Below are 26425 nucleotides of genomic sequence, written 5' to 3' on the forward strand. Positions count from 1 at the left end.
CGCCAAAGAGATTTGAAAAATGCAATTTCCTGAATCCTGGTTGCGCGAATTCTGCAACCCAGCCCTCACCACGCAACAGCTCGCCGACACGCTGACCATGGCCGGTCTCGAAGTGGAAGAGCTCGAGCCCGTGGCGCCTCCTTTCACCGGCATCGTCGTCGGCGAAATCAAGGAGGCCGTGCAGCATCCCGATGCGGATCGTCTGCGCGTGTGCAAGGTGGATGTGGGCGGCCCTGAGTTGCTGAACATCGTCTGCGGCGCCCCGAACGCCCGTGTGGGCATCAAGATCCCTTGCGCCACCGTTGGCGCGGAGCTGCCTCCGGGTGACGATGGCAAGCCCTTCAAGATCAAGATCGGCAAGCTGCGTGGCGTGGAAAGTTACGGCATGCTGTGCTCGGCCAAAGAGCTGAAGCTGGCCGACGACCATGGCGGTCTGCTCGAGCTGCCTCTCGATGCGCCACTCGGCCAGAACATCCGCGAGTATCTGAACCTGGACGACACGCTGTTCACGCTCAAACTCACGCCCAACCTCGCGCACAACCTGTCGGTCTACGGCATCGCGCGTGAGGTGTCGGCGCTGACCGGCGCGCCGCTGAAAGCCCTGGCGTTCCCCGAGGCCAAGGTCGGCACACAGGACAAGCTCCCCGTGAAGATCGAGGCGACCGACCTGTGTGGCCGTTTCTCGGGCCGCATCATGCGCAACGTGAACACCCAGGCCAAGACGCCCCAGTGGATGGTCGACCGCCTCGCGCGCTGCGGCCAGCGCAGCGTCTCGCCGCTGGTCGACATTTCGAACTACGTGATGTTCGAGCTGGGCCGTCCGTCGCACATCTTCGATCTGGACAAGATCCACGGTGGCCTCAACGTGCGTTGGGGCAAGGTGGGCGAGCAGCTCAAGCTGCTGAACGGCAACACCATTTCCATCGACGACTTCCTGAAGGTGGGCGTGATCGCCGACGACAAGGAAATCGAATCGCTCGCCGGCATCATGGGCGGCGATGCCACGGCCGTTTCCGACGACACGAAGAACATCTACATCGAGGCCGCTTTCTGGTGGCCCAAGGCAGTGGCGGGTCGTTCGCGCCACTTCAACTTTTCGACCGATGCGGGTCATCGTTTCGAGCGCGGCGTGGATCCGGAAAACACCGTCGAGCACATCGAGCGCATTACGCAGCTGGTGCAGGAAATCTGCGGAACGCCGGACACCGTCTGCGGCGCGATGGACGATCAGAAGCCCAACATGCCCGAGGCGAAGCAGGTCACGCTGCGCGTGGCGCGCGCGGCCAAGGTGATCGGCATGCCGCTCACGCAGCAGCAATGCTTCGAAGCGCTGACCGGCCTCGGTCTGCCGACGGAGCAGGGCGACGGCACGCTCACCGTCACGGCGCCTTCGTTCCGCTTCGACATCAACCTCGAAGAGGACCTGATCGAAGAAGTTGCGCGCATGATCGGCTACGAGAATCTGCCGACCTCCAAGCCGCTTGCGCCGATCAGCCCCAAGCTGCGCGCCGAGAACCGCCGTGGTCAGTTCGACGTGCGCCATGCGCTCGCTGGTCTGGGTTATCAGGAAACCATCAACTTCAGCTTTGTCGAAGAGAAGTGGGAGCATGAACTTGCGGGCAATCCGAACCCGATCAAGCTGCTCAACCCCATCGCCAGCCATTTGAGCGTCATGCGCTCGTCGCTGATCGGCTCGCTGTTGCAAGTGCTCAAATTCAACGTCGACCGCAAGGCCCATCGCGTGCGCGTGTTCGAGCTGGGCCGCGTGTTTCTGCGTGATGACAGCGTGGTGGAGAGCGACACCACCGTGAAGGGCTTCCGTCAGCCCATGCGCGTGGCGGGTCTGGTCTTCGGTCCTGCAGATCAACTCCAATGGGGTCGTACCGACGCCAAGGCTGATTTCTTCGACGTGAAGGGCGACGTGGAGGCGCTGCTCGCGCCGCTGCAGGCGACCTTCGAGCCCGCCGAGCACCCCGCCATGCACCCTGGCCGCTGCGCCCGCGTGATGCTGGATGGCCGCGAGATCGGCTTCGTCGGCGAACTGCATCCCAAGTGGCGCCAGAGCCGCGACCTGGCGCATGCGCCCATCCTGTTCGAGCTGGATCTCGACGCGGTGCTGGTCCGCAAGGTGCCGGTGTTCCAGTCTGTGTCAAAGCAGCAGGCCGTGGAGCGTGACATTGCAGTGGTCGTCACCGAGAATGTGACCCACGCCGCTGTCATGAACGCCATTCATGCCGGCGCACCGAAGGGCCTGCTGCGCTCCGCCGTTCTGTTCGACGTCTTCCGTCCCAAGGCGGGTTCGGCAGGTGGTCTGGCGGACGGCGAAAAGAGCTTGGCGATCCGGCTCACGCTGGGTTCCGACAGCGCGGCGCTGGCCGATGCGGACATCGATTCCGCCGTGCAGGGCATCGTTCAAACGTTGGCAGACAAAACCGGAGCAAGGTTGCGATGATGACGCTCAATGACGACATCGGGATGGGGGAGTTCACGGTCGAAAGCCTGGAATCGCCGGCGCTGACCAAGGCCCAGCTGGCCGATCTGCTGTTCGAGCATATCGGACTGAACAAGCGTGAGTCCAAGGACATGATCGACGCCTTCTTCGATCTGATCGTCCAGAGCCTGGTCAATGGGGAAGACGTCAAGCTCTCGAGCTTCGGCAACTTCCAGATCCGCACCAAGGCGCCGCGCCCCGGCCGCAATCCGCGTACCGGCGAATCGATCCCGATCGAAGCGCGCCGCGTGGTGACCTTCCATGCCAGCTCCAAGCTCAAGGACCAGATCCAGGGCGAGGTCAAAAGCGATTGATAAAGCTTGACCAAGATGGTGCGGATGCCGCCCCATTTGGGTTAGGGGTGTTTCGACTGGAGTAGGCTTGAGAGCTTTTCTCAAGTTTTCAACAAATTTCCATGAGCACAGTGCTGCCACCCATTCCGGCCAAACGTTACTTCACCATTGGTGAGGTGGCCGAGCTGTGCGGTGTCAAACCGCACGTGCTCCGCTATTGGGAGCAGGAGTTCACGCAACTGCGCCCCATGAAGCGTCGCGGAAATCGCCGCTACTACCAGCACCATGAAGTGCTGATGGTGCGCCGCATCCGCGACCTGCTCTACGATCAGGGCTTCACCATCAGCGGTGCCCGCAATCGCCTGCAGGAGCTTGCGCATTCGGGCAAGGCCGGGGCCGAGCAGTTCGCTGCCGGAGACGCCGAAGCATTGGAGGCGCTGCATGATGAAGACGGGAGCACAGCGCAGTCCGCAGCGGACGCTTCCGTCAATGCACTTGGTCAGGCCGCAGCGGCATCCGCTCCGGAAGCTGTCGCGCCACTCAGCATCCAGGCCGTGCGCAAAGAACTTCAAGAAATTCGCGCGCTTCTTTCTTGGGTGTGAAAAGCGTTATATAATCTAAGGCTTGTCGGCGTGTAGCGCAGCCTGGTAGCGCACTTGCATGGGGTGCAAGGGGTCGCGAGTTCGAATCCCGCCACGCCGACCATTTATTTTCAAAGAAATCAACGGGTTACATCCAAAAGATGTAGCCCGTTTTTCTTTGGTTTTTGACAAATTCGTGTGCTCTTGGGCGCGTTGCGCCGACTTCCGAGTAGCGTTTGCAATCCTGGCCATCTGACAGTTCACGGCAGCAGTTGCTGCCGCCCTGTCAAATGACCCATGCGGCCGCTTGGCAGTGAGTTGGCACTCGCCAATGGATGGCCGGATCCTGCCAGAACTTAGGACTGGCTACGGCGCTCAACATACGTTTGAGCAGAGTATGGAACCACCTCGTTTGCGCATTGCATTAAAATGAGTGCTCTGTAGAAAGAACCGTCACGGCCATGTCCGTGCTCGTGAAAGGCTTTCATTCTTGCAACCTAAGGGGGTGAAGATGAGCAAGCCTTTTGTTTCGCTGTGTCCGGAGATCACTCGGTCCCACGCACTGACGCTGATGAACTGGTTGGAAGACGAGAGTGTCACCTGCCACCTGAGCGATTCGCGCCACGTATCCCGCTTCATCGAGCAAGTCATTGATCGTGTCCAGATGCCGATCCTGACCCATGTGTTCAACCAGGGCGGCCGCTTCTTCATGGCCTATGACCGCCATGACATGCCTGTGGGCTTCGTTCGACTCGTCAAGACGGGCGTTGACTGCGAGATAGTCCTGGTCATCGGCGACCGTGACAACTGGGGACGCAAACTCGGCGCCAGCACCCTCCGCGAAGGCATGAAGCTCGCCTTCTTCGAGATGCGAGCCGACAAGCTCATCGCCAAGATTCATCCAGACAACGTGCGGTCGCTGAAGGCCTTCCTGCGCTGCGGCTTCCAGCTTGAAAGCGAAACGCCTACGTTGGCGTCATACGCCCTGTCCTCGGAACGCTATCGCTGGCTCCTGCGCGAAAACCCTGAGGCTGAACCCGCCCAAATCTACATCACCGAACTCGACAAGGCTCGGCTCCTGGACCTGATCGCCCTCGAACACGGTCCAGCAGTTGTCGAGTTGGAGCACGAGATCGAGCGCGCCATCGTCGTCGATCCGCGGCAAGTGGCGGGGGATGTAGTCACGATGAACTCCAGGGCCTTGCTGCAACTGGACGACGAAGAGGTGGAAGTGGCCTTGGTCTACCCCGAAGACGCGAGCGACAGTGCCGGGAAGCTGTCGGTTTGCTCCGACATCGGCACGGCAATCCTGGGCTACAAGGAGGGCGATACCATCGACTGGCGCATTTCGGACCGTACCCGCCGTATTTGTATTGAGAAAGTGCTTTACCAGCCAGAAGCCACGGGCGATTTTCACCTGTAGGTTCGCTGTGTTGCGCCACAGCCGCAGGTTTTGCATGAGCACGCGCTGGCTGGAGCTGTTTAGATGTAGCTCACAGCCTGCGGGTCGGTACTGCTGGAGGTGCTGGTCAGCTTTGCGACCCGGCCATTGGGGCCGTAGTGCAGGTCGTGGTGACGCTGGCCAGGCGATTGTTTCCAGTAGTGCAGGTACGTGTGAGCTGCAAGAGGGGTCTACACCCATCTCTGTGCAGAGCACGCCGCTCGTGCGGTTGCAGTTGGCGTCGTAGCAGTATTCAAGGTTGGTGTAGCACAGCGCATCAGTGTAGATCTTGGATGGCTATCCACCGGGCGGCACGGTGACGTTCTGCGACAGCGCGGCGACGCCCGTGTCGGGCGCAACGAATTCGACGGTCGTCCGCACACACAGCTTCGCCGCTGTAGGCGCGCACCACCTCGGCGCGTACTGTGCGGGCGATGGCAGCTACTTCGACGTGGTTGCTCGGTCTGCTCGGCGGCCTGCTCGCGGCGATCGGCCTCGCGCACGTACGGCGCGCATTGCGTTGATGCCGCCACGCACATGGGGTGCAAGGGGTGTGAGTTCGAATCTCCCTCCACGCAGACCATTTTTCCAAAACCTGGTTCTGAGAAGAGTCGAGCTTTTTGTTTTTGTGGAGTCGGGCGCTTGAGGGCCTCCATGTCTTTCCTGCGGGCAGCATGAAAAGGCGCTCGAAACCACTGTATACTTGCAGGCTTCGGCGTGTAGCGCAGCCTGGTAGCGCACTTGCATGGGGTGCAAGGGGTCGCGAGTTCGAATCCCGCCACGCCGACCATTCATTCTCAAAGAAATCAACGGGTTACATCCAAAAGATGTAGCCCGTTTTTCTTTGGACTCTGATTGATTTGCGTGATTGGAAGTGCTGCCATGAATGCATTTCACAGGCTCCTCTGCGGGCCGATGGGCCGATGGAGCGATCGATCTGGCGGTTGGCGGCTCACTGCTGTCGTTCCATGATCCAATCTGACGATGAATACAGTAGATGCACAGCTCGAGGAAGTTCTCAGTGGCCGAATGTATAACGACTTGACGGAAGCGCTTGTCGCGACGCGTGTCCAAGCCGTTCTGCTGACCAACGAATACAACGCGTCTTTCTCGCAACCGGCGGCGCAGCGCGAGGAGATACTGCGTCGGATGCTCGGCTCTGTTGGTGAGCGCGTTCACTTTGAGCCCGCTTTTCGATGCGAGTTTGGTCGTCACATTCATATCGGCAATGACTTTTATGCCAATTTCGATTGCGTGATGCTGGATGGCGGAGGCATCTACATTGGCAACAACGTGCTTTTGGGGCCGCGTGTCGGCATCTACACATCCAACCACGCCATTGACGCGGCTGAGCGGGCTGCCGGAGGCTGTTACGCGAGGCCGGTCAGAATCGGGAATAGAGTCTGGATCGGGGCGGGGGCTCACATCAATCCGGGCGTGTCGATTGGAGACGACTCCATCATTGGATCTGGCAGTGTCGTGACCAAAGACATACCTGCGGGCGTCATTGCGGCGGGTGTCCCGTGCAAGGTGGTGCGCCCGATTACGGTGGCCGACAAAACCGGTTTTGTCGCATCGCTCTGAGCGGCACCATCCGTATCAGAGTCTGATGCGGCATTTGCGCGCACGTCGCGAAAGCTGCTCTCCAGCGCTGCCACACTTGTATTTTGTGACCTTCTCCGAAGGGGTTTGACGGACTCCTTGGCCTGCGCCTTTCCGCGCTCGGCGACGAACAGGCAGGCCTATCGCATGCCGCGTCCATGCGAAAACTTGGCGTAGAATCCGCGCAAACATCAGGTGCTTCATGGCGCGTTCTGCGCCCGGAAGTGAAACGGGAAGCAGGTGAGTGGGTTGATCGACTGTCGTTCAATCCGCGATTCCTGCACTGCACCCGCAACGGTAAGCAAAGACGTTGGAACGCAAGACCATTGCTGACGGCAATGGCGGCCACTGCGAAAGCGGGAAGGCGCGATTCCTCTTCGACCTCATCGGTCGTACTTTGCAAGTCCGGAGACCGGCCTGACTGATTCAAGGCGCAGCGGGAATGCATGTGGCCTGATGGATTCGTGCGCGCCGCGCGCGAGTCGGTCTTTGTCTTTTGATTCCCCTGCACATTTCATTGTGATGCGGCCACGGGTTGTGGCTGGATCGACTGTGGGTTTTGCATGGCGCGAGAGTCTCGCATTCCGTCGGCGGAGGCATTCAAGGTTCAGGGCTGGTGTCCCACCGCATGGCAGCCCATGCGGTCGCAGGATGGCTGGATCGTGCGCGTGCGGCCGCATGGCGCGTCCGTCGCCGTTGGGCAGTGGCGTGTGCTCGCGGAGCTCGCGCTCGCGCATGCGGAGCCTCTGATCGAATTGACCCGGCTTGGCAACGTGCAGTTGCGCGGTGTCGATGAGGCGAATCTGGAGCGCGTGCGATCGGTACTGATCGATGCGCGGCTGGTGCCTGCGGATGCCGATGCGGATCTGGCACCGCCCGTGCATTGCACGCCGCTGTATCGGCGCGGAGACGCCACGCATGCGCTGGCGAGTCTGTTGTCGCGGGCCGTTATCGAGCGGCTCAGTCCGGCGGCGTTGGCGCGCAAGGGACTTGAGGCGCTTCCCAGCAAGTTTGGTTTTGTCGTGGATGACGCCGCTCATCGACTGCGCTGCATGAACGCGGACATCGAACTGTGGGTGGCCGCTCATGGCCAGGTCGCGCTGTTCGCTGCGGATTGTGCGGAGCCTGTGCTTTGGGAATCTGCGGAGCGGGCCGTTGATGCTGCCATCGAAAAGGCGCTGTGGTTTGCGCGCGAGCGCATGCTGCATGCTCCGGCGCTGGTGCGCATGCGTTCGCTGGTTCATGCGAAATCCGCGGGTACCAAACTCAATGAAGTTGGTGCACCTGTCCCTCCTGGTCCGCTGGATCAGGGCGCGTGGATGGTCGGCGTGCCGCTGGGGCGTATTGATGCGGCTGCGATGCTCGCTACGACGGCGGCCATGCCGGAGCATGCGGAGATCCGCGTAACGCCGTGGCGTTCGTTGTGGGTGAGCGAAGCGGCCCTTGCGGGCGGCAATCCTTTTTCGGATGCGGTGCACTGGATCACGCGCGACGACGATGTCAGGCTGCGCGCGTCATCCTGCATTGGTGCTCCGCGCTGCGAACAGGCGCGCTTTGCAGCACAGGAACTGTCCCTCGAAATAGCCGCCCATGTGCCCCACGGAATCCATGTGCATGTGACCGGGTGCGCCAAGCGTTGCGCGCTGTCTGCCGACGCGACGTTCGTCGTTGGTGCGGAGGGCGTGGATGACGCGGGGCAGACGCTGCTTCGCGTCGTTCGTCGCGGCCCACGGGAGCACGCGGGCCCACTTGTTCCATATCGCGAACTGCGGGCACGGCCGCAGCAAATACAGAAACTGATTCATGACCCACACCTATGAAATGCGCGGTGAAGAAATTTACCGCCAGTCCTTCGCCATCATCCGCAGCGAGGCCGATCTCGCGCGGTTCACGCCGCTGGAAGAGCGCGTGGCCTGCCGGATGATCCATGCCGCCGGCATGGTGGAACTTGCGCCGCATATCCATTTCTCGACCGACTTTGCTTCGACCGCCGAGGCCGCCATTCAACGCGGCGCGCCGATTCTGTGCGATGCGCGCATGGTGAGCGAAGGCATCACGCGCAAGCGTCTTCCCACCGACAACCCCGTCATCTGCACGCTGCAGGACGAGCGCGTTCCCGCTCTCGCCAAGACCATGGGCAACACGCGCAGCGCAGCGGCGCTCGAGCTCTGGCGGCCCTATCTGCATGGCGCGATCGTGGTGATCGGCAATGCGCCGACGGCGCTCTTTCATCTGCTCAACATGCTGGACGCCCCGGACTGTCCACGTCCTGCTGCCATCATCGGCTGCCCGGTGGGGTTTGTCGGGGCGGCGGAGTCCAAGGACGCGCTGCGTGCATGGGGCCAGATTCCCCATGCCATCGTGCAGGGACGTCTGGGAGGGTCGGCAATTGCCGTGGCCGCCGTGAATGCGCTGGCCAGCGCGGTGGAATGAGGGTGACGAAAATGAGCAGCAGCAACGGCAGCAAAGGACAGATCATCTGCGTGGGACTCGGTCCGGGCGATCCCGAGCTCATGAGCGTGAAGGCGGACCGCACGCTGCGCACCGCGCGGCATGTCGCGTTTTTCCGCAAGCGCGGACATCCTGGCAAGGCGCGGCAACTCGTCAACGGCATGCTGCATGCCGAGGTGACGGAGTACCCGATGGAGTATCCGCTCACCACTGAAATCCCCGCCAGCGATCCGCGTTACGTCGCGCAGCTGTCGGAGTTCTACAAGGACTGGCAGACGCGATTGACCGAACTGGCGCGCGAACAGGACGTGGTGGTGCTTTGCGAAGGGGATCCGTTCTTCTACGGCTCGTTCATGCATCTGTATGTGCGGCTGCGTCAGGCGGGTGAAGTGCCCGTGAATGTGCTGCCCGGCATTCCGGGCATGGTGGGCTGCTGGCACGCGACGGGCATTCCCATGACCTGGGGCGACGACATCATGAGCGTGCTGCCCGCGACGCTGCCCGATGATCAGCTGCGAACACACATGACGCGTTCAGATGCGCTGGTCATCATGAAAGTGGGACGGCATCTGGGCCGCATCCGCGCGTTGCTCACGGAGCTCGGAAAGCTCGAACAGGGCTGGCTGGTGATCAACGGCACCATGGCCGATCAGCAGGTGATGCCGCTGCGCGATGCGCCGGAGCGCTGTCCGTATTTCGCCATCGTCATCGTTCACGGTCAGGGCCGGCGCCCCGACAGCGACATGTGAGGCGGCGCATGAGGACGGAGCAATTGAACCCCCTGTCGAAGGCGCGTCTGTCGGTCGTGGGCCTGGGGCCGGGCGACGATGCGCTGATGACCGATCAGGTGCGCGACGCGTTGGCGAACGCGACCGATGCGTTCGGCTATTTTCCGTATGTCGAGCGCCTTTCGGGGCTCGAGCATCTGCGGCTGCATGCCAGCGACAACCGCGAAGAGCTGGAGCGCGCGCGCGCGGCGCTCGATTGCGCATCCGAGGGGCGGCAGGTGCTGATGCTGTCATCGGGCGATCCGGGTGTGTTCGCGATGGCGAGCGCGGTGTTTGAGGTGCTCGATCTGGCGAGCGCCGAAGAGCGTGAGCGATGGGCCGGCGTGGACGTTCAGGTGCTGCCCGGCATCACCGCGATGCTGGCGGCCGCGGCACGCCTTGGTGCGCCGCTCGGGCATGACTTCTGCGCGATCAATCTTTCGGACAACTTGAAACCAGCGGCCGTGATCGAGCGACGTGTCCGTCTGGCCGTACAGGCCGATTTCGCGATGGCGTTCTACAACCCGTCATCGGCTTCGCGGCCCGAAGGGTTTGCGCGGGTGCTGCGGGTGTTGAAGGAAGAGTGCGAACCCGGGCGGCTGATCTGCTTCGCGCGCAACGTGAGCCGTGCGGACGAGCGTCTGCAGGTGCATGCGCTTGAGGCCGTGGATGCATCCATGGCTGACATGCGCACGCTGGTCATCGTCGGCAGCAGCACGACGCGACGCGTGGGACGGCATGTCTACACGCCGCGCAGCTACGGGATGCAGACGCGTGGTTGACGTTGGGGGTGCGAGCGGCGGGGCGCGTTCAGAGACGGCCGCGCAACCATTGCATGGCTTCCTCGGGCGTTGCGCATTGAGTGCGCTCAGGAAGGCTTGGGCGATTCACCATGATGACGGGCAGACGCAGTTGCCGTGCGGCCTCGATCTTGGCGTAGGTGTCCTGCCCCCCCGCATTCTTGCTGACGATGCAGTCGATGGCGTGCGTGCGCAGCAGTGCGAGTTCGTCCTGCAGCTGAAACGGCCCGCGTGCGACGATGAGTTCATGCGGCGCGGGCAGCAGCGGCGCCTGCGGCTCATCGACCACGCGCAGCACGAAATGGTGGAGTTCGCTGAGCGGCACAAACACCGGCAGCTGCTTGCGGCCGATGGCGAGAAAAACGTGGCGATGCTGACTTTGCAAGGCCTTCGCTGCGGCCTCCATGTCCGGGACATGCGTCCATTGGTCGTCGGCCATCGCCTGCCATGCGGGACGCTCCATCGACAGCAGAGGAATTCCAAGCGCCTTGCAGGCCTCGATGGCGTGGCGGCTCATCTGCGCTGCAAAGGGGTGGGTGGCGTCGATCACGTGGCTGATGCGGTGGGCCTGCAGATATTTCGTCAGCCCGTCGATGCCGCCGAAACCGCCCACGCGCGTGGGCAGGGCCTGCTCGCGGCGGCTCTGCGTCGCGCCGGCAAACGAATAGATGCCGGAGATGCCGGCGGCATGCAAGCGATTCGACAGAACATGGGCATCGAAGGTGCCGCCTAACAGGAGTACTTGGGTCATGGCCAATCCGTGGCTTTTCATCATTGGAATACACCCGTCCGGCTTGGACGGTTTGAGCGCGGCCGCTCGGCGGGATCTGGATGATGCCAGCATTGTCTTTGGAAGTCCGCGTCATCTCGCATTGGCCGATGTGGCGTCGGGCGAAGGTGAACGTGGACGGGCCTGGCCCGTGCCGTTCGATGTGGCTCCCGTGCTGGCCTTGCGCGGCCAGACGCGCGTGGCGGTGCTGGTGTCTGGCGATCCGTTTCACTTCGGCGGGGGTGCGTCGCTGGCGAGATGTCTCGACGTGGGCGAGTGGCGCAATCACCCGCAGCCTTCGACGTTTTCGTGGATCGCGGGCGAGCTGGGCTGGTCGCTTGAAGATACGCAGTGCCTTGGCCTGCACGCACGACCCTTCGCGACGCTGACTCCCTTGCTCTCGGAAGGGCAGCGCTTTGTCTGTCTCGTGCGCGATGGTGCTGCGGGGCAGCGCTTGGCCGATTGGTTGAATGCGCAAGGCTGGGGCAAGAGCCCCATGTGGCTGGTCTCGCACGCGGGCAGCGATCTGCAGCGCATTTCCAGCGGCACAGCGCGAGAGATTGCGATGACCGAGACTGCGCGGGAGGCGCCGCTGGCCGTCGCATGGGAGGCGCGCGGCGGCAATGGGTTCACCCGTGTGCCGGGGCGCGGCATCGACGCGTTCGCGCACGACGGGCAGATCACCAAGAGCCCTGTCCGGGCGATGACGCTGGCCGCGCTCGCGCCGCGCCGCGGCGAATGTCTGTGGGATCTGGGCGCGGGTTCGGGTTCGGTCGCCATCGAATGGTGTCTCGCGGGCGGGCAGGCGGTCTGCGTGGAACGCAACACGGCGCGCGTCGCCAACATCGAACAGAACGCGCTGCGCTATGCAGCGGCGCTGCAGGTGGTTCAGGGCGATTCACTGGCCTTGCTGGCGCAGTTGCAGCCTGAGCCGCATGCGGTGTTCGTCGGCGGAGGGTTCAACCGCGAACTGTTCGGCGCATTGCGGGAGCGTTTGCAAGGGCCATGGCGCTTGGTCGTCAACGCCGTGGCGCTCGAGACGCAGGCGCTGCTCATGGAGCTGCATCGCGTTCACGGTGGACAGCTTCTGCAGCTGCAATGGAGCGAGGCGGTGCCGCTGGGCGGCATGCAGACCTGGCAGGCCGCGCGACCTGTCGTGCAATGGAATTGGAATGCGGCGTGATGTCCGCCGTCCATCATGTTGCGGGCTGGGGGTTCAGGGCCAATGCCGATGCGCAGTCGTTCGCCGACTGCTGGGCGCAGGCAGCGCGCCTGATCGCGGTGGACGAGGTAGTGTCCGAGCGCTGGACGATGGTGGTTCTGGACGCGCGGCGGCAGACCCCGGCGTGGGGCGCCTTCTGCGCCTGGAAGCTCGCGCACCTGCCGCAAGCCACGGAGCTGCACGGTGCGGAGGCCGACATTCGCGGCATCGACACGGCGCTGCAATCCACGCGCGTGGCGCAGCGTTTCGGGACCGGAAGCGTGGCCGAGGCGCTGGCCTTGCACGGTGCGGCGCGCATGAGCTCATCCACAGACGCTCGGCTGCTGCTGCCGCGCGTGGTGTCGCGGGATCGCCGCGCGACGTTGGCCATCGCGACGTTCCAGTTGTCTTCATTTTCGATTTGATCAGGAGTTTCTTGACGTGACAGTTCACTTCATCGGAGCGGGCCCCGGAGCCGCCGATCTCATCACCTTGCGCGGCCGTGATCTGCTCGCCGCGTCGCCGGTCTGTCTGTATGCGGGATCGCTGGTGCCCACCGAACTGCTCGCGCATTGCCCGCCGGGCGCGCGTCTGGTGAACACCGCGCCGATGTCGCTTGAAGACATCGTGAGCGAGATGTGCGCGGCCCATGCGCGCGGCGAGGACGTCGCGCGTCTGCACTCGGGCGACCTCAGCATCTGGTCCGCAATGGGCGAGCAGTTGCGCAGCTTGCGCGAGCGCCATGTACCCTACACCGTGACGCCCGGTGTGCCCTCGTTCAGTGCGGCGGCGGCGGCGCTCGGGGCCGAGCTGACGTTGCCTGGCTCGTGCCAGTCCGTGGTGCTCACCCGCACCTCCGGCCGCGCGTCCAGCATGCCCGGCGGAGAATCGCTGGCCGCATTCGCCGCAACGGGTGCGGTGCTGGCGATCCATCTTTCGGTCCATGTGGCCGAGCAGGTGCAGGCGGAACTCACCACGCACTACGGTCCGGATTGTCCCGCAGCCATCGTGTGGCGCGCATCGTGGCCCGATGAGACCGTGGTGCGCACCCGCGTCGGCGAGATCGCGGCGGCCGCTCAGTCCAACGCGCTGCAGCGCAGCGCGCTGATTCTCGTGGGCGCGACGCTGAGTCAGCAGGATTTTGGATTGAGTCGTCTCTACGCGAATGATTACGACCGCCGTTATCGCCCGCGCGGTGACGAGCCACGTTTTCCGGAAGGTCGCGAAGATGAGAGCGTCTGAAATGCTGGAGATCTGGCTGATCGGCATCGGCACCGGCAATCCCGACCATCTGACCCGCGAGGCCGAGCGGGCCATCCGCGCGGCCGATCTGGTGCTGCTTCCGCACAAGGAAGACAACAAGGCCGAGCTGGCGCAGGTCCGTCTGCAACTGCTGGAGCAGCTTGATGTGCCGCCCGAGCGCATCGCGCATTTCGACATGCCGCTGCGCCGGCAGCAGGGCGATGACTACGACCGGCAGGTGGATGAATGGCACGATGCCATTGCTCGGCGCTGGTCCGACAGTCTGGAGGAGCGGCTTGTGTCGGGGGGCGGGCGCGTCGCTCTGCTGGTGTGGGGCGATCCCGCGCTTTATGACAGCACGCTGCGCATCTCGTCGCGCCTGGGGCTGGCGCAGCATCAGGTGCATGTGGTGCCGGGAATCACGTCGATGCAGGTGCTGTGCAGTGCGCATGGGATTGCGCTCAACGACATCGGTGCTCCGTTTCTCGTCACGACGGGGCGCCAGTTGCGCGACAACGGCTGGCCCGAGGGCGTGGACACGCTGGTCGTGATGCTTGATGGCCAATGCTCGTTCGAGCAGGTCAGCGAGCCCGGGGCCCACATCTACTGGGGCGCGTACCTCGGCATGTCGCAGCAGATGCTGATCAGCGGGCCGCTTACCGAGCAGGCGGCCCACATCGTGCAGCAGCGGCGTGATGCACGTGCTCGACACGGCTGGATCATGGACATCTATCTGCTGCGCAGACCGCCTCGGCAGGCGGGCCTTGCGGGGAGCGTCTGACATGCTGCTTGCCGCGCATGGGCCTTGAATGGTGAATTCAATAGATAAATTCAATTAAGTTCACATTTCATTTCGAGCATTGGCGAAATCCAGGATTTCGGGTGGCGCTGGATGCGGTTCATTGCAAATGCCGTGGCGGTGCAGGGGATTGCGGGATTTTGGAGGCAGTCCTCGATAGGAGGGCGTTTGCTGCGGGACAATGGATCGGCAAAGCGCATCAGGGAAACCCAGTGAGGCGTATTTGTGACCACTGCCTAGAATCAAACAGCGCCATCGCCCGGATGGCCTTGGTTGATTGATTGACGAAACGTAGAACAGTTCGAGGAGCCGCCTGTGCCAGAAGAGAATCAGAATCCCGAAACCCCAGCAGCGCAGCGCGTGATCAAGAAGTATCCCAACCGCCGTCTGTACGACACGTCCACCTCCACCTACATCACGCTCATCGAGGTGAAGGAGCTGGTCATGGGCGGAGAAACCGTCGTCGTGCGCGACGCCAAGAGCGGCGAGGACCTGACCCGCAGCATTCTGCTGCAGATCATTCTGGAAGAAGAGGCGGGCGGCGCGCCCATGTTCAGCGAAGCCGTGCTCGCCAACATCATCCGTTTCTACGGCAACGCGATGCAGGGCTTCATGGGCTCGTATCTGGAAAAGAACATCCAGGCCTTCACCGACCTGCAAACCAAGATGGCTGACCAGGCCAAGGGCTTCACACCCGAGATGTGGACCCAGTTCATGAGCCCCCAGTCGCCCATGTACAAGGGCATGATGGGCAACTACATGGAACAGTCGCAGAACATGTTCCAGCAGATGCAGGAACAGATGCAAAAGCAGACCGAGCAGATGTTCGGAGCCTTCGGCATCAAGCGCTGAGCGGGCGACGCCTTCGAGGCGGGATGCCTGCTTGAGGCGGCCGGCTCCCGTATTCGCCGGAAAAATTCCACCGAAAGGCACGCGAGCGCGAGAACTGGGACAATAGGGGGATGAGCGAAACAGCTTCCCCCACGAAAACCCCCAAAGTCGGCTTTGTCAGCCTTGGCTGCCCCAAGGCCCTGACCGACAGCGAATTGATCCTCACTCAGCTGAGTGCGGAAGGCTATGAAACCTCCAAGACTTTCCAGGGCGCGGACCTTGTGATCGTCAACACCTGTGGCTTCATCGATGATGCGGTCAAGGAAAGTCTCGACACCATCGGCGAGGCGCTGGCAGAGAACGGCAAGGTGATCGTCACCGGCTGTCTTGGCGCGAAGGCCGGCAAGGCCGGTGGCGACAACCTGATCCGCGAAGTGCACCCGAGCGTGCTGGCCGTGACCGGCCCGCACGCCACCGACGAGGTGATGAACGCGGTGCATCAGTACCTGCCCAAGCCGCATGATCCCTTTCTCGATCTGGTGCCGGGCGCGTTTGGCGAGGCGGGCATCAAGCTCACGCCCAAGCACTACGCCTATCTCAAGATCAGCGAAGGCTGCAACCACCGCTGCACGTTCTGCATCATTCCGTCGATGCGCGGCGATCTGGTGTCGCGCCCGATCGGCGACGTGCTCAAGGAAGCCAAGGCGCTGTTCGAAGGTGGCGTGAAGGAGTTGCTGGTGATCAGCCAGGACACTTCGGCCTTTGGCGTTGATGTGAAATACCGCACCGGTTTCTGGGATGGCAAGCCCGTCAAGACGCGCATGCTCGAGCTGGTGCAGACGCTCGGCGAGATCGCCAAGCCTTACGGCGCGTGGGTGCGCCTGCACTATGTGTATCCGTACCCCAGCGTGGACGATGTGATCCCGCTGATGGCGACGGGCGCGGTATTGCCGTATCTGGACGTGCCGCTGCAGCACAGCCACCCCGACGTGCTCAAGCGCATGAAGCGTCCCGCCAGCGGCGAGCGCAATCTGGAGCGCATCCAGCGCTGGCGCGAGATCTGCCCGGAAATCGTGATCCGCAGCACCTTCATCGCCGGTTTCCCTGGCGAGACGGAAGAGGAGTTCCAGCATCTGCTCGACTTCATCCGTGAAGCGCAGATCGACCGCGCCGGTTGCTTTGCCTACAGCGACGTGGAAGGCGCGGCCGCCAACGAGTTGCCCGGCATGCTGCCGCTGGAAGTGCGCGAGGAGCGCCGTTCGCGCTTCATGGCCGTGGCCGAAGAGGTATCGATTGCGCGCCTGCAGCGCCGCATCGGCCAGACCATGCAGGTGCTGGTGGACAAGTCCATCGCTCTCGGCAAAAAGGGCGGCGTGGGCCGCAGCTATGCCGACGCGCCGGAGATCGATGCCGTCGTGCACCTGCTGCCGCCCGAGAAGATCAGCAAGACCTACAAGGTAGGCGAGTTCACCAAGGTGCGCATCGTGGGCACTCAAGGCCACGACTTGGTCGGCGTGCCGATCTGACGATCTGATATTGACTCGAATCAACGACCGATAGCCAGATCAGTGCCATCCTGACTCTTTCAGAGAAGGAGTCTACGCATGCAAAGCACCATGAAGGCGGCGGTCGTCCGCGAATTCGGCAAGCCGCTGTCGATTGAGGAAGTGCAAGTCCCGCGCCCCGATCCGGGCCATGTGCTCGTCAAGATCGCGGCCTGCGGCGTCTGCCACACCGATCTGCATGCGGCTGACGGCGACTGGCCCGTCAAGCCCAATCCACCGTTCATCCCCGGCCACGAAGGCGTTGGCTACGTGGCTGCGGTGGGTGCGGGCGTCACCCACGTGAAGGAGGGCGACCGCGTCGGCGTTCCCTGGCTCTACAGCGCCTGCGGTCATTGCGAGCATTGCCTGGGCGGTTGGGAGACGCTTTGCGAGCAGCAGAAGAACACGGGCTACTCGGTCAACGGCGGCTTTGCCGAGTACGCACTGGCCGACGCCAACTATGTCGGCCTGCTGCCCGCCAGCGCCGACTTCATCCAGATCGCGCCCATCCTCTGCGCGGGCGTGACGGTCTACAAGGGCCTCAAGATGACCGATGCCAAACCCGGCAACTGGGTGGTGATCTCCGGCATCGGCGGCCTCGGTCACATGGCCGTGCAATACGCCAAGGCCATGGGCATGAACGTGGCAGCGGTCGACGTGGATGACGCCAAGCTCAGCCTGGCCACTCGTCTGGGCGCGACGGTGGTGGTCAATGCCCTCAAGCAGGACCCAGCCGCCTTCATCAAAAAGGAAATCGGCGGTGCGCACGGCGCTTTGGTCACGGCCGTCTCGCCGAAGGCATTCGAGCAGTCGCTCGGCATGGTGCGCCGGGGCGGCACGGTATCGCTCGTGGGCCTGCCACCGGGCGGCTTCGAGCTGTCGATCTTCAACATGGTGCTCAACGGCGTGACCGTGCGAGGCTCCATCGTGGGATCGCGCCTCGACCTCCAGGAGTCACTCGACTTCGCGGCACTCGGCAAGGTCGCTGCGACGGTCAGCACCGACAAGCTCGAAAACATCAACGACATCTTCCAGCGCATGCGCGCCAACACCATTGAGGGACGCGTGGTGCTGGACATGTCGGCGTGAAGTAAGGTGTGCCAGCAGGCGCACCGGCACGAGCGAAGCGAAGTGCCGACCACACCTCTTCAGGTCACTTTTGCGGCAAGCTGTCTGAACGGAGAGTCCGAAGGACTCGCAGAGAGTTTTGCCGCATGACTTCAAAGCGCGTTTTGGGTTACCTTTTGCGCGCAAGCAAAAGGTGACTCCGCCGCCGGGCGGAACTCCCGGCCTCCACCCTCAACCTCCCGCGCAGAAGCAAAAAAGGCCTCCATCAAGGAAGCCTTTCTTCAACAAGCAAGGAACGGAATCAAACCCGTTCCAAAGCAAGCATTACACGCGCTTGCGGTACTCGCCAGTACGCGTATCGATTTCAATCTTGTCTTCCTGAGCCACGAACAGCGGCACAGCCACTTCGAAGCCCGTGGCGATCTTGGCAGGCTTGAGCACCTTGCCCGATGTGTCGCCCTTGACGGCTGGCTCGGTCCAGGTGATTTCGCGCACCACGGAGGTGGGCAGTTCCACGGAGATGGCCTTGCCGTCGTAGAACACCACTTCAGCGGTCATGCCGTCTTCGAGGTAGTTGATGGCGTCGCCCATGTTTTCGGCTTCGACTTCGTACTGGTTGAACTCGGGGTCCATCCACACGTACATCGGGTCAGCGAAGTAGGAGTACGTGCAATCCTTCTTGTCGAGGATCACGTTGTCGATCTTGTCGTCGGCCTTGAACACGTTTTCCGTGCCGAAGTTGCCGATCAGGCTCTTGAGCTTCATGCGCACGGTGGCAGCGCCGCGGCCGCCGCGTGCGTATTCTGTCTTCAGAACGACCATGGGGTCCTTCCCGTGCATGATCACATTGCCGGCGCGGATTTCTTGAGCGATTTTCATAGCTTGCTTGACTGCGAGTTGGGCCGCTCCACAGGCGGGGCGGTAGGGCGAAGTCGTGGGGGACTGACTGCCTGACACCCCGACGCATGGTCCGCGGCGGGACGCGCCGGCTGGGCACATACAAATGTTGTGCAGCCTTCGAATGGCGCAAAGAACGCTATTTTAGCTTTTTTCTGCGACGAACCCCAACAATTGCGTCAGAAGGTCGTTTTGCGCCCACAACCTGGCCCGGGCGTCCTGCACGCAGGCCTGCCATTCGGCCAGCATGGTTTTGGTGACGGCGGGCGTGCTGCGGGCTTCCGGCAGTTCGTTCCAGAGCGCATGCATCGCGCGCAGCGAGGGCGGCGCCTGCATCCAGTCGAGAAAGGCGTCGAGCTTTTCGTGATGGGCGTTGTCATGCTGCGGATAAATCTGCCACACGAAGGGCTGACCGGCCCAGAGCGCGCGCACGAGCGAGTCCTCGCCACGCACGAAGTTGAGGTCGCAGGCCCACAGCATCTCGTCGAATGCGGGTTGGGTCACGGGCGCGAGAAATCGCAGGTTGTCGGGGTGCGCGGGCAGCAGCGCGGCGCGCACCATGGCGGCGGCGCGGCCCGGGGTGACCAGCCACTGGGCGGTGAAGCGGTGCTCGATGAACACCTGCTTGAACGCGGGGGGCTCGTAGCAGAACAGCGAGAAGGCGGTGTCCTCATCCGCGAGGCCGTGGCGCGCCCGCCATGCGCGGCGATCGAACGCGGCCTGTCGAGCGCTCAGGTGGGGCTCGCGCAGCAGGCCGCCGGTCTGTCCGGTGAAGCCGGGGTAGAAGAACCAGCGCGTCAACCCGGCCGCCGGGCCGCTCATGATCAGCGAAGGCAGGCCATGGCAGCGCTCGACATAGCTTTCGGCGGACAGGTATTCGAGATTGATCCAAACCATGCTGCGCGGCTTGCCTTGCGCTTTGCGTGCGATGGCTTCGACAAAGATCGTCGGTATCTCGCAGCCGAAGGCCTCGATCACGACATCGCCGGGGCCGTCGGCAGGAGCCTCGTTCCGTGGCCACGGGTGCACGCTCACGCCCGCGCTGCCGTGCGGCGCCATCCAGGCGAGCGCGCTCGCGTCGTCGATGAACAGGCGCACCTGATGTCCGCGCGCGCCCAGGTCGGCAGCGAGGCGCCAGCACACGCCGACGTCGCCGAAGTTGTCGATGACCTGACAGAAGAGGTCCCAGCGCTTGGGATGTGGTTGTGTTGAATTCATGTTTGGGACGCGTCAGGGGCAAGGGCCGTGTTGCCCGCACCTGCACGCAGATGATCGACCAGCAGGCGCGCCACGCCGGACAGGGATTCAAGCGAACGCACGCACAGCGAGAGCCTGCGTTTGGCCCAGGGCTCGGCAAGGGGAATGGTGCGCAGCGCCAGCGCACCGCGGTAGATCTGCGCGCTGCCCAGCGGCAGCACGCCCACGCCCAGACCCGCTGAAACCATCAGGCACTGCGCATCGTAACTGGTGACCTGAATGCGCAGCTTGAGGGGGATTTCGTGCTCGGCGGCGTTGCGCATCAGCAGGTTGTTGATGGCGCTGCCGGGGTGCATGCCGACGATGTCGAACGCGAGGATTTCCGCGAAGCGCAAGCTGCGCCGTCGCGCCAGAGCATGGCTGGCGGGCACGACGACGACCAGTTCGTCCTCGTGGTACGGCAAAAGCGTGACCTGCTCGCCGTAACTGCCATGGTTGAGGATGCCCACGTCGGCCGCGTTTTCGGCCACGGAATGCGCCACGCTCGTGCTGATCTGCTCCTGCAGCTGGACCTGCACCTGCGGGTGCGCGGCCATGAAGCTTTGCAGTTCGCCAGGCAGGAATTGCGTGATCGCGGAGATGTTGGCCACCACGCGCACCTGGCCACGCACGCCCGCGCCGTAGTCGCGCATCTGCGCGGCGATGCCGTCCAGATCATTGAGCACGCCGCGCGCGAGATTGAGCAGGGCGAAGGCGGCCGGCGTGGGCTCTGTGCCGCGGTTGCTGCGGTTGAAGAGTTCCACCTGCAGTGTGTCTTCAAGCTCGGCGAGACGGCGGCTCGCGGCCGATGCGGCGATGTGCTCGCGTGCGGCGGCGCGGGCGATGGCGCTTTCTTCCATCACCGCGACGAACAGGCGCAGGGATACGGGATCGAGGTTCATGAAGGGCCGATTATCGCCTCGCAAGCGATCTGCCATGCCGAAACGCGATGGCAGCCTCGCGCATGAGCGTTTTGCACGCGTGGTGAATGGCGACATTATCCGCACGAGTGATGTTGTGAATGGAGACAAACAATGACCGAACAAGCCAAACCAGTGGCGGCGCCGCAGCTGACGCCCTCCGCGCTGGCGGGGGTGCGCGTGGTGGAGATGGGGCAGCTCATCGCGGGCCCGTTCTGCGGCAAGACGCTGGGTGACTTCGGCGCCGAAATCATCAAGATCGAGGCGACGGGCACCGGCGATCCGCTGCGCAATTGGCGACTGCTGAAGAACGGCACCTCCGTCTGGTGGCAAGTGCAGTCGCGCAACAAGAAATCGGTGGCGCTCGACTTGCGCCAGCAGGAGGCGCAGGACATCGCGCGCAAGCTGATCGCCGAGGCAGATGTGCTGATCGAGAACTTCCGCCCCGGCACGCTGGAGGGCTGGGGCATGTCGCCCGACGAGCTGCATGCCCTCAACCCCGCGCTGATCATTCTGCGCATCTCGGGTTACGGCCAGACCGGCCCGTATCGCGACCTGCCGGGCTTTGGCGTGATCGGCGAGGCCATGGGCGGTCTGCGCCATCTCACGGCCGAGCCGGGCCGCGTGCCGGTGCGCGTTGGAGTGTCCATCGGCGACACGCTGGCCGCGCTGCATGGCGCCATCGGCGTGCTGATGGCGCTCTACCATCGCAAGGCGCATGGCGGCAAAGGGCAGGTGATCGACGTGGCGCTGCACGAGGCGGTGTTCAACTGCATGGAAAGCCTGATCCCCGAGTACAGCGCTTTCGGCGCGGTGCGCGAGGCCGCTGGCAGCGCGCTGCCAGGCATTGCTCCGTCCAACGCCTATCCCTGCAAGGACGGCTGGGTGCTGGTGGCCGGCAATGGCGACAGCATCTTCAAGCGCCTGATGGCGACCATCGGCAGGCAGGATCTGGCCGATGCGCCTGACCTGGCGAGCAACGCGGGCCGCGTGGCGCGCATCGCTGAAATCGATGCGGCGATCGGTCAATGGACCATCGAGCGCAACGTGCAGGACGTCATGGACGCGCTGGGCGCGGCACGCGTGCCTGCGGGCAAGGTCTACACCGCAAAAGACATCGCGGAAGATCCGCACTACAAGGCGCGCGGCATGCTGCTCACGCAGGAGACGCGCGACGGCTATTCGGTGACGGTGCCAGGCGTCATTCCCAAGATGTCGGGCACGCCGGGCGGCGTGCGTTCGTCGGCTCCGGGTCTGGGTGACGATACCGATGCGGTGCTCGCCGAAGCGGGGCTTACCAACGAGCAGATCACGCTGCTGCGCAGCAAGGGAGTGATTCAATAATGAGCACCGTCTGGAATGGCAACGGCACACGCATCCGCATGTGCGAAGTGGGAACGCGCGACGGGCTGCAGATGGAGCCTCAGTTCGTGCCGACCGAGGACAAGATCGCGCTGGTGAATGCGCTGTCGCACACGGGGCTGGCGAAGATCGAAGTGTCTTCGTTCACTTCGCCGACGGCCATCCCTGCGCTGCGCGATGCCGAGATCGTCATGCGTGAAATCGAGCGCGTGCCGGGCGTGATCTACACCGCGCTCGTGCCCAACATGCGCGGTGCGGAGCGCGCCATCGACGCGCGCACCGACGAGCTCAATCTCGTCATGTCCGTGAGTGAAACGCACAACATCGCCAATTTGCGCATGACGCGCGAGCAGTCCTTCGCCGCGCTGTCGCAGGTGATCTCGCTGGCGCAGCAGGCCGGGGTACCGGTCAACGTGTCGCTGTCCTGCGTGTTCGGCTGCCCGATGGAGGGCGATGTGCTCGAGGAGCAGGTGTTCGGCTTCGTGCAGCGCTTTGCCGATCTGGGCGTGCAGGGCATCACGCTGTGCGACACCACGGGCATGGCCTTTCCCTCGCAGGTCGCACGCATCACATCCCATGCGATCAAGTGCTGGCCGAGGACTGTGTTCACCCTGCATTTCCACAACACGCGCGGCATGGGCCTGTCCAACGTGCTCGCGGCCATCGATGCCGGTGCGCGCCAGTTCGATGCGTCTCTGGGCGGCCTTGGCGGATGCCCCTACGCGCCCGGTGCGTCCGGCAACGTCTGCAGCGAGGAGATCGTGCATGCGCTGCAATGCATGGGCTATGACACCGGTGTGGAACTGGACCGGCTGATCGCCGCGTCGCAGAGTCTGCCCGCGTTGATCGGTCACGACGTGCCGAGCCAGATCGTCAAGGCGGGCAAGCGGTTGGATACGCATCCGGTGCCCGCCGATTTCGATGCCATCCGCGAACGCGCGCTGGCGCGGGATCAGCAGCCGCGCAACGTCTGAACTGGGCACGCGCTTTTTACCTTTTACCTTTTCACTTCACCTTTTCCGTTCCGATAATCAACAGGAGACAAACCATGGTTTTCCAACGTCGTTCACTCGTCGCCGCACTGGCACTGGGCTCGCTGAGTGTGTTCGCTGCGGGCAGCGCCAGCGCCCAGGGCAACTATCCGAATCGCACGATCACCTTCGTCGTTCCCGCCGCCGCAGGCGGCACGACAGACCTCGCGGGCCGCATGGCGGCGCAGGCGCTCGGCCCGGTCATCGGCCAATCGGTGGTGGTGGACAACAAGGGCGGCGGCAACGGCGCCATCGCGGCCACCTTCGTCAAGCGCGCGGAGCCCGATGGCTACAACCTGCTGATGCAGTACTCCGGCTACCACGTGATCACGCCGCACATCACCAAGGCACCGCAGTGGGAGCAGAAGGACTTTCAGCCGGTCGGCAACATCATGTCCGCGCCGCAGATCATCGTGGTGCGTGACAGCGTGCCCGCCAAGACGCTGCAGGAGCTGGTCGCCTATGCCAAGGCCAATCCCGGCAAGCTCAACTACGCATCGTCCGGCAACGGCTCGCTGCAGCATGTGACTGGCGCGATGCTGGAGCAGCAGGCTGGCATCAAGATGGTCCACGTGCCCTACAAGGGCACCGGCCCCGCGCTGCAGGATCTGCTCGGCGGACAGGTCGATCTGACCTTTGGAACCGCGCCACCGTTCATGCCGCACATCCAATCCGGCAAGCTGCGCGTGCTCGCCGTGACCGGCAAGGAGCGCCTGCCCAGCCTGCCGAATGTCCCGACCACGGCGGAAGCCGGCTTTGCGGGCGTGAACGCCACCTCGTGGTTCGGTCTGTTCGCCCCGGCCGCAGTTCCCAAAGCGGTGGTCGACAAACTCACTGCCGATCTGAAGAAGGTCGTCGAAGACCCCGCATTCCGCAAGAAGGCGGAAGAGCAGGGCGCCACGGCTGATTACCAGAACCCGCAGCAATTCGGTGAGCGCGTGAAGGCCGACTATGCGAACTGGGCCACCGTGGTGAAGAGCGCGAAGATCGAAGCGGACTGATCGCCCGCCTTGCGCGCGCATGCAACCGTGCTGCGCTGAAGAAAAAATGGCCTCGAGCGAAAGCCCGAGGCCATTTTCTTTGGATTTTTCGCGCGCGTCCTGCGATGAAGATGCGAGGGGAGCCAGAAACGACAAAGCCTCTTGATTTCTCAAGAGGCTTTGGGTATTTGGGGTGGCTGATGGGGCTCGAACCCACGACAACAGGAATCACAATCACCGTAGCCGATCCAATACCGGCGCGGCCTGCAGCCTGAGTCGTGGGAAATTCTCATGGTTTTTGAATTCTGATTTCATGCGGGTCGCAGAATTTCGCTTCCCATTATTTTGGTCAAAGTGACCGGCGTTTTGCCTCCCGGCTGCGCTCGTAGACGCGGGCGGTGGTTGCGGGGTCGGCATGCAGTTCTGGCAGCGCGTCGAACCGGCGCTTGTAGTACGTCGTGTAGTGCGCGCGTAGGTCGTGGAAGGTGAACCGCTGCTCAATCACCCGGCTCTCCAGCGCGGCATCCATCAGCCGCCCCCACATTGTTTTGAAGCCAGATTCGGAATATGGGTTGCCAGTCTTCGGCGCACGGAACACCGCCCCCAACGGGCTGTACCCCGGCAGGGCTCTCATGCGCTCGAGCACCTCTCTGAGCGCGTCACCCACGGAAACCAGCTCGCGCTTTTCTGTGCCGCGCTGCTTCGCTCGAGTCAGTCGAATGATCTCGTCGTCAACCTGCGGCCAGTGAAGTGTGCGGAACTCAATGCGGCGGCTCCCGGCAAGCGCGGCAAACTGAGCCATCCCCAAAAGCACCTGGGCAGACGGACCTTGTCGAATTGCCCACCCAGCGAAGGCATCCAACTCATGCGCCTCGACCAGTCGCGTGCGTGGCCGCTCCTTGTTTCGGCGAACCTCTTTGCAGGGGTTGCGATCGATGTCGCCCAGCTCCACGGCCAGATTGAATAGATTCGACAGCAGCGCCACCTCTCGATTCGCCAGCGTGCTCGCCCCTTTCCGATAGACGCGCAAGTATCTATTTATGTCGGCAGGCTTCACTTTCTTGACGATGCCATTTGCCCAGACCTTCTGTAGACGCCCCCAGTATTCAGCGTACTGCGTGCGCGTGATGTCCGCGAGGGCGAGGTAGTCATTGGACTCGGAATAGAGACGCCAGAGTTGCGCCACAGTACCCTTGTCGTCAGGCTTGAGATTCATATCCAAGACCTTGCGGATGGCCTTGTCCCTGTCGTAGCCAAGATGGATGGGGGCGCCGCCGAGTACGTGGTATCGATAAGTGACGGTCTTGCCATCCTTCCATGGCCTTGCCTCCATCATGGGCAGCAGGCCGTGCGCAGAAGCGCGGTCTTTTGGTCTTGGCATCAGGCCCCCCAGTTCAAACCATTGTTGGCGTCTGGCACAGGTTCGGCGCCGCCATTGAGGCGTGCCAGCATCTCCGGCGTGACCAGCGGCAAACCGTCTGGGCGCCGTGCCAATTTACACCCCAGCAGCTTTTCAAGATACCGGGTCTGTGCCGCCCGCTGAGTGCGCGGCTTCGTGAGCCGGTCGATTTCTTCTTCAGGAAGGATCGTGCTCATTCATCTCTCCAAATAAAAAGCCCGCGTGGTGCGGGCTGGTGGTTGGGGCGCGTTCATAATTCGCGCAATTTTTACTGGGGCAGGGGGAGGGTGTGAGTTTTATTCTTGGTGCTCTGATCATTGTTGGACTTTTCCTCTATCTAAGCCCGCGCTGGGTTCAGTTTGTTATGTGGATATGGCTTGCACTCAATGTCATCTCTCTGGTTGCGCTGCCTTTTTTTCCATACGACTCAATGTTCAAGGTTTTTTCCAAAATCGCACTTAGATATGGGATCTACGGCATTTGGTGGTTTGGCGTTGGGTTGGGCGCGATCTTGCTTATGATCAGATGGCGAAGGAAATTCGTCATGTGGAAACGAGGTGAGTGAGCGCAAGAAATTGGCTATTTACCCTCGCCTAAGAGCGGCTAACACAACCGATCAACAAACCTCGCGCAGATAATCGCTGCAGCTAGTTTCAGTAGCGCTTCATGAGTCTGAAGGCGTCGCTCGAACCGGATGCGCAGCTTGCCAAAGCCTGCAAA

25 protein-coding genes, 2 tRNA genes, 1 pseudogene and 1 riboswitch are annotated in these 26425 nt (G+C 62.9%); of the genes and pseudogenes, 21 read left to right on the top strand and 7 right to left on the bottom strand.

Going from position 1 to position 26425, the window contains the following annotated elements:
• The first annotated feature begins 19 nt into the window (after positions 1 to 19).
• The 11 genes from pheT to cobJ all read left to right on the top strand — a co-directional run bounded on the left by pheT (position 20) and on the right by cobJ (position 10408).
• The gene (pheT, locus tag ISG32_RS18640; RefSeq protein WP_194772519.1) at positions 20 to 2452 is read left to right on the top strand and encodes a phenylalanine--tRNA ligase subunit beta; all 2433 of its coding nucleotides are present in this window, start codon (positions 20 to 22) and stop codon (positions 2450 to 2452) included.
• A 23-nt stretch (positions 2453 to 2475) separates the two neighbouring features.
• Entirely contained in the window at positions 2476 to 2805 is a 330-nt protein-coding gene (locus ISG32_RS18645) for an integration host factor subunit alpha (RefSeq protein WP_194772567.1), read from the top strand.
• Positions 2806 to 2906: 101 nt separating this feature from the next.
• Positions 2907 to 3386, top strand: coding sequence for a MerR family transcriptional regulator (locus tag ISG32_RS18650; protein ID WP_194772520.1), 480 nt, complete (start codon positions 2907 to 2909; stop codon positions 3384 to 3386).
• A gap of 26 nt (positions 3387 to 3412) precedes the next feature.
• Positions 3413 to 3489 (top strand) — tRNA-Pro (locus ISG32_RS18655).
• Between the two features lie 387 nt (positions 3490 to 3876).
• Positions 3877 to 4788 carry a bifunctional GNAT family N-acetyltransferase/nucleoside diphosphate kinase regulator gene (locus tag ISG32_RS18660; RefSeq protein WP_194772521.1) on the top strand — a complete coding sequence of 304 codons (912 nt, stop codon included), beginning with the start codon at positions 3877 to 3879 and terminating at the stop codon, positions 4786 to 4788.
• 731 nt (positions 4789 to 5519) lie between these two features.
• A tRNA-Pro gene (locus tag ISG32_RS18665) sits at positions 5520 to 5596 on the top strand.
• Positions 5597 to 5790: 194 nt separating this feature from the next.
• Positions 5791 to 6390 carry a sugar O-acetyltransferase gene (locus ISG32_RS18670; RefSeq protein ID WP_194772522.1) on the top strand — a complete coding sequence of 200 codons (600 nt, stop codon included), beginning with the start codon at positions 5791 to 5793 and terminating at the stop codon, positions 6388 to 6390.
• A 196-nt stretch (positions 6391 to 6586) separates the two neighbouring features.
• Positions 6587 to 6843, top strand: a riboswitch (cobalamin riboswitch).
• 128 nt (positions 6844 to 6971) lie between these two features.
• Positions 6972 to 8228: a nitrite reductase gene (locus ISG32_RS18675; protein ID WP_194772523.1), complete on the top strand. Its 1257-nt coding sequence runs from the start codon at positions 6972 to 6974 to the stop codon at positions 8226 to 8228.
• Positions 8212 to 8841: a precorrin-8X methylmutase gene (locus tag ISG32_RS18680; RefSeq protein WP_194772524.1), complete on the top strand. Its 630-nt coding sequence runs from the start codon at positions 8212 to 8214 to the stop codon at positions 8839 to 8841. Before ISG32_RS18675 ends, ISG32_RS18680 begins: the two co-directional genes overlap by 17 nt.
• 11 nt (positions 8842 to 8852) lie before the next feature.
• On the top strand, positions 8853 to 9608 hold the full coding sequence (gene cobI / locus ISG32_RS18685; RefSeq protein ID WP_194772525.1) for a precorrin-2 C(20)-methyltransferase: 756 nt from the start codon (positions 8853 to 8855) through the stop codon (positions 9606 to 9608).
• Between the two features lie 86 nt (positions 9609 to 9694).
• Positions 9695 to 10408: a precorrin-3B C(17)-methyltransferase gene (cobJ, locus tag ISG32_RS18690; RefSeq protein ID WP_407645076.1), complete on the top strand. Its 714-nt coding sequence runs from the start codon at positions 9695 to 9697 to the stop codon at positions 10406 to 10408.
• A 28-nt stretch (positions 10409 to 10436) separates the two neighbouring features.
• Here the strand turns inward: cobJ and ISG32_RS18695 are convergent, their stop codons facing one another.
• The gene (locus ISG32_RS18695; protein WP_194772527.1) at positions 10437 to 11177 is read right to left on the bottom strand and encodes a cobalt-precorrin-6A reductase; all 741 of its coding nucleotides are present in this window, start codon (positions 11175 to 11177) and stop codon (positions 10437 to 10439) included.
• Here ISG32_RS18695 and cbiE point away from each other — a divergent pair.
• From cbiE to adhP, 7 genes are all read left to right on the top strand, one after another.
• Positions 11176 to 12378 carry a precorrin-6y C5,15-methyltransferase (decarboxylating) subunit CbiE gene (gene cbiE, locus ISG32_RS18700; protein ID WP_194772528.1) on the top strand — a complete coding sequence of 401 codons (1203 nt, stop codon included), beginning with the start codon at positions 11176 to 11178 and terminating at the stop codon, positions 12376 to 12378. The two genes, ISG32_RS18695 and cbiE, sit on opposite strands and share 2 nt — an antisense overlap.
• Positions 12378 to 12821, top strand: coding sequence for a cobalamin biosynthesis protein (locus ISG32_RS18705; RefSeq protein ID WP_194772529.1), 444 nt, complete (start codon positions 12378 to 12380; stop codon positions 12819 to 12821). The genes cbiE and ISG32_RS18705 overlap by 1 nt, the downstream gene beginning before the upstream one ends.
• Before the next feature lie 16 nt (positions 12822 to 12837).
• A complete protein-coding gene (cobM, locus tag ISG32_RS18710) occupies positions 12838 to 13638 on the top strand; it encodes a precorrin-4 C(11)-methyltransferase (RefSeq protein WP_194772530.1) in 801 nt (266 codons plus the stop codon).
• Between the two features lies 1 nt (position 13639).
• Positions 13640 to 14419 (top strand): precorrin-6A synthase (deacetylating), encoded by a 780-nt coding sequence (gene cobF, locus ISG32_RS18715; RefSeq protein WP_194772568.1) that lies wholly within the window; start codon positions 13640 to 13642, stop codon positions 14417 to 14419.
• Positions 14420 to 14752: 333 nt separating this feature from the next.
• Entirely contained in the window at positions 14753 to 15289 is a 537-nt protein-coding gene (phaR, locus tag ISG32_RS18720; RefSeq protein ID WP_194772531.1) for a polyhydroxyalkanoate synthesis repressor PhaR, read from the top strand.
• Between the two features lie 110 nt (positions 15290 to 15399).
• Entirely contained in the window at positions 15400 to 16794 is a 1395-nt protein-coding gene (gene rimO / locus ISG32_RS18725; protein ID WP_194772532.1) for a 30S ribosomal protein S12 methylthiotransferase RimO, read from the top strand.
• A 78-nt stretch (positions 16795 to 16872) separates the two neighbouring features.
• The gene (gene adhP, locus ISG32_RS18730; RefSeq protein WP_194772533.1) at positions 16873 to 17901 is read left to right on the top strand and encodes an alcohol dehydrogenase AdhP; all 1029 of its coding nucleotides are present in this window, start codon (positions 16873 to 16875) and stop codon (positions 17899 to 17901) included.
• Positions 17902 to 18204: 303 nt separating this feature from the next.
• Here the strand turns inward: adhP and efp are convergent, their stop codons facing one another.
• From efp to ISG32_RS18745, 3 genes are all read right to left on the bottom strand, one after another.
• On the bottom strand, positions 18205 to 18759 hold the full coding sequence (gene efp / locus ISG32_RS18735; RefSeq protein ID WP_187596292.1) for an elongation factor P: 555 nt from the start codon (positions 18757 to 18759) through the stop codon (positions 18205 to 18207).
• Positions 18760 to 18921: 162 nt separating this feature from the next.
• A complete protein-coding gene (earP, locus tag ISG32_RS18740; RefSeq protein WP_194772534.1) occupies positions 18922 to 19995 on the bottom strand; it encodes an elongation factor P maturation arginine rhamnosyltransferase EarP in 1074 nt (357 codons plus the stop codon).
• Positions 19992 to 20915: a LysR substrate-binding domain-containing protein gene (locus tag ISG32_RS18745; protein ID WP_194772535.1), complete on the bottom strand. Its 924-nt coding sequence runs from the start codon at positions 20913 to 20915 to the stop codon at positions 19992 to 19994. The genes earP and ISG32_RS18745 overlap by 4 nt, the downstream gene beginning before the upstream one ends.
• A gap of 132 nt (positions 20916 to 21047) precedes the next feature.
• On the opposite strand from ISG32_RS18745, the gene ISG32_RS18750 reads away from it, so the two are divergent.
• The 3 genes from ISG32_RS18750 to ISG32_RS18760 all read left to right on the top strand — a co-directional run bounded on the left by ISG32_RS18750 (position 21048) and on the right by ISG32_RS18760 (position 24327).
• Positions 21048 to 22277: a CaiB/BaiF CoA transferase family protein gene (locus ISG32_RS18750; RefSeq protein ID WP_194772536.1), complete on the top strand. Its 1230-nt coding sequence runs from the start codon at positions 21048 to 21050 to the stop codon at positions 22275 to 22277.
• Complete coding sequence (locus ISG32_RS18755; RefSeq protein ID WP_194772537.1) at positions 22277 to 23269, top strand: hydroxymethylglutaryl-CoA lyase; 993 nt, start codon at positions 22277 to 22279, stop codon at positions 23267 to 23269. Before ISG32_RS18750 ends, ISG32_RS18755 begins: the two co-directional genes overlap by 1 nt.
• Before the next feature lie 74 nt (positions 23270 to 23343).
• Positions 23344 to 24327, top strand: a complete 984-nt coding sequence (locus ISG32_RS18760) for a Bug family tripartite tricarboxylate transporter substrate binding protein (RefSeq protein WP_194772538.1) — start codon at positions 23344 to 23346, stop codon at positions 24325 to 24327.
• A 328-nt stretch (positions 24328 to 24655) separates the two neighbouring features.
• On the opposite strand, the gene ISG32_RS27615 is transcribed toward ISG32_RS18760, so the two are convergent.
• The 3 genes and pseudogenes from ISG32_RS27615 to ISG32_RS18775 all read right to left on the bottom strand — a co-directional run.
• Positions 24656 to 25687 carry a tyrosine-type recombinase/integrase gene (locus tag ISG32_RS27615; RefSeq protein ID WP_228529926.1) on the bottom strand — a complete coding sequence of 344 codons (1032 nt, stop codon included), beginning with the start codon at positions 25685 to 25687 and terminating at the stop codon, positions 24656 to 24658.
• A complete protein-coding gene (locus ISG32_RS18770; protein ID WP_194772539.1) occupies positions 25687 to 25902 on the bottom strand; it encodes a hypothetical protein in 216 nt (71 codons plus the stop codon). The genes ISG32_RS27615 and ISG32_RS18770 overlap by 1 nt, the downstream gene beginning before the upstream one ends.
• 406 nt (positions 25903 to 26308) lie before the next feature.
• A pseudogene (locus ISG32_RS18775) lies at positions 26309 to 26425 on the bottom strand (IS5/IS1182 family transposase); the annotation flags it as partial.

It is taken from the genome of Diaphorobacter caeni (assembly GCF_015354245.1).
GTDB lineage: Bacteria > Pseudomonadota > Gammaproteobacteria > Burkholderiales > Burkholderiaceae_C > Diaphorobacter_A > Diaphorobacter_A caeni.

Bases quoted from the DNA above. Each gene is read 5' to 3' on its own strand.
- ISG32_RS18705 (WP_194772529.1), top strand. From the start codon at position 12,378: ATGTCCGCCGTCCATCATGTTGCGGGCTGGGGGTTCAGGGCCAATGCC.
- rimO (WP_194772532.1), top strand. From the start codon at position 15,400: ATGAGCGAAACAGCTTCCCCCACGAAAACCCCCAAAGTCGGCTTTGTC.
- adhP (WP_194772533.1), top strand. From the start codon at position 16,873: ATGCAAAGCACCATGAAGGCGGCGGTCGTCCGCGAATTCGGCAAGCCG.
- ISG32_RS18760 (WP_194772538.1), top strand. From the start codon at position 23,344: ATGGTTTTCCAACGTCGTTCACTCGTCGCCGCACTGGCACTGGGCTCG.
- ISG32_RS18675 (WP_194772523.1), top strand. From the start codon at position 6,972: ATGGCGCGAGAGTCTCGCATTCCGTCGGCGGAGGCATTCAAGGTTCAG.
- ISG32_RS18660 (WP_194772521.1), top strand. From the start codon at position 3,877: ATGAGCAAGCCTTTTGTTTCGCTGTGTCCGGAGATCACTCGGTCCCAC.
- cobJ (WP_407645076.1), top strand. From the start codon at position 9,695: ATGACCGATCAGGTGCGCGACGCGTTGGCGAACGCGACCGATGCGTTC.
- ISG32_RS18650 (WP_194772520.1), top strand. From the start codon at position 2,907: ATGAGCACAGTGCTGCCACCCATTCCGGCCAAACGTTACTTCACCATT.
- efp (WP_187596292.1), bottom strand. From the start codon at position 18,759: ATGAAAATCGCTCAAGAAATCCGCGCCGGCAATGTGATCATGCACGGG.
- ISG32_RS27615 (WP_228529926.1), bottom strand. From the start codon at position 25,687: ATGCCAAGACCAAAAGACCGCGCTTCTGCGCACGGCCTGCTGCCCATG.
- cbiE (WP_194772528.1), top strand. From the start codon at position 11,176: ATGGCCAATCCGTGGCTTTTCATCATTGGAATACACCCGTCCGGCTTG.
- ISG32_RS18770 (WP_194772539.1), bottom strand. From the start codon at position 25,902: ATGAGCACGATCCTTCCTGAAGAAGAAATCGACCGGCTCACGAAGCCG.
- ISG32_RS18680 (WP_194772524.1), top strand. From the start codon at position 8,212: ATGACCCACACCTATGAAATGCGCGGTGAAGAAATTTACCGCCAGTCC.
- ISG32_RS18695 (WP_194772527.1), bottom strand. From the start codon at position 11,177: ATGACCCAAGTACTCCTGTTAGGCGGCACCTTCGATGCCCATGTTCTG.
- ISG32_RS18645 (WP_194772567.1), top strand. From the start codon at position 2,476: ATGGGGGAGTTCACGGTCGAAAGCCTGGAATCGCCGGCGCTGACCAAG.
- ISG32_RS18750 (WP_194772536.1), top strand. From the start codon at position 21,048: ATGACCGAACAAGCCAAACCAGTGGCGGCGCCGCAGCTGACGCCCTCC.
- ISG32_RS18670 (WP_194772522.1), top strand. From the start codon at position 5,791: ATGAATACAGTAGATGCACAGCTCGAGGAAGTTCTCAGTGGCCGAATG.
- earP (WP_194772534.1), bottom strand. From the start codon at position 19,995: ATGAATTCAACACAACCACATCCCAAGCGCTGGGACCTCTTCTGTCAG.
- cobI (WP_194772525.1), top strand. From the start codon at position 8,853: ATGAGCAGCAGCAACGGCAGCAAAGGACAGATCATCTGCGTGGGACTC.
- ISG32_RS18745 (WP_194772535.1), bottom strand. From the start codon at position 20,915: ATGAACCTCGATCCCGTATCCCTGCGCCTGTTCGTCGCGGTGATGGAA.
- cobF (WP_194772568.1), top strand. From the start codon at position 13,640: ATGCTGGAGATCTGGCTGATCGGCATCGGCACCGGCAATCCCGACCAT.
- ISG32_RS18755 (WP_194772537.1), top strand. From the start codon at position 22,277: ATGAGCACCGTCTGGAATGGCAACGGCACACGCATCCGCATGTGCGAA.
- pheT (WP_194772519.1), top strand. From the start codon at position 20: ATGCAATTTCCTGAATCCTGGTTGCGCGAATTCTGCAACCCAGCCCTC.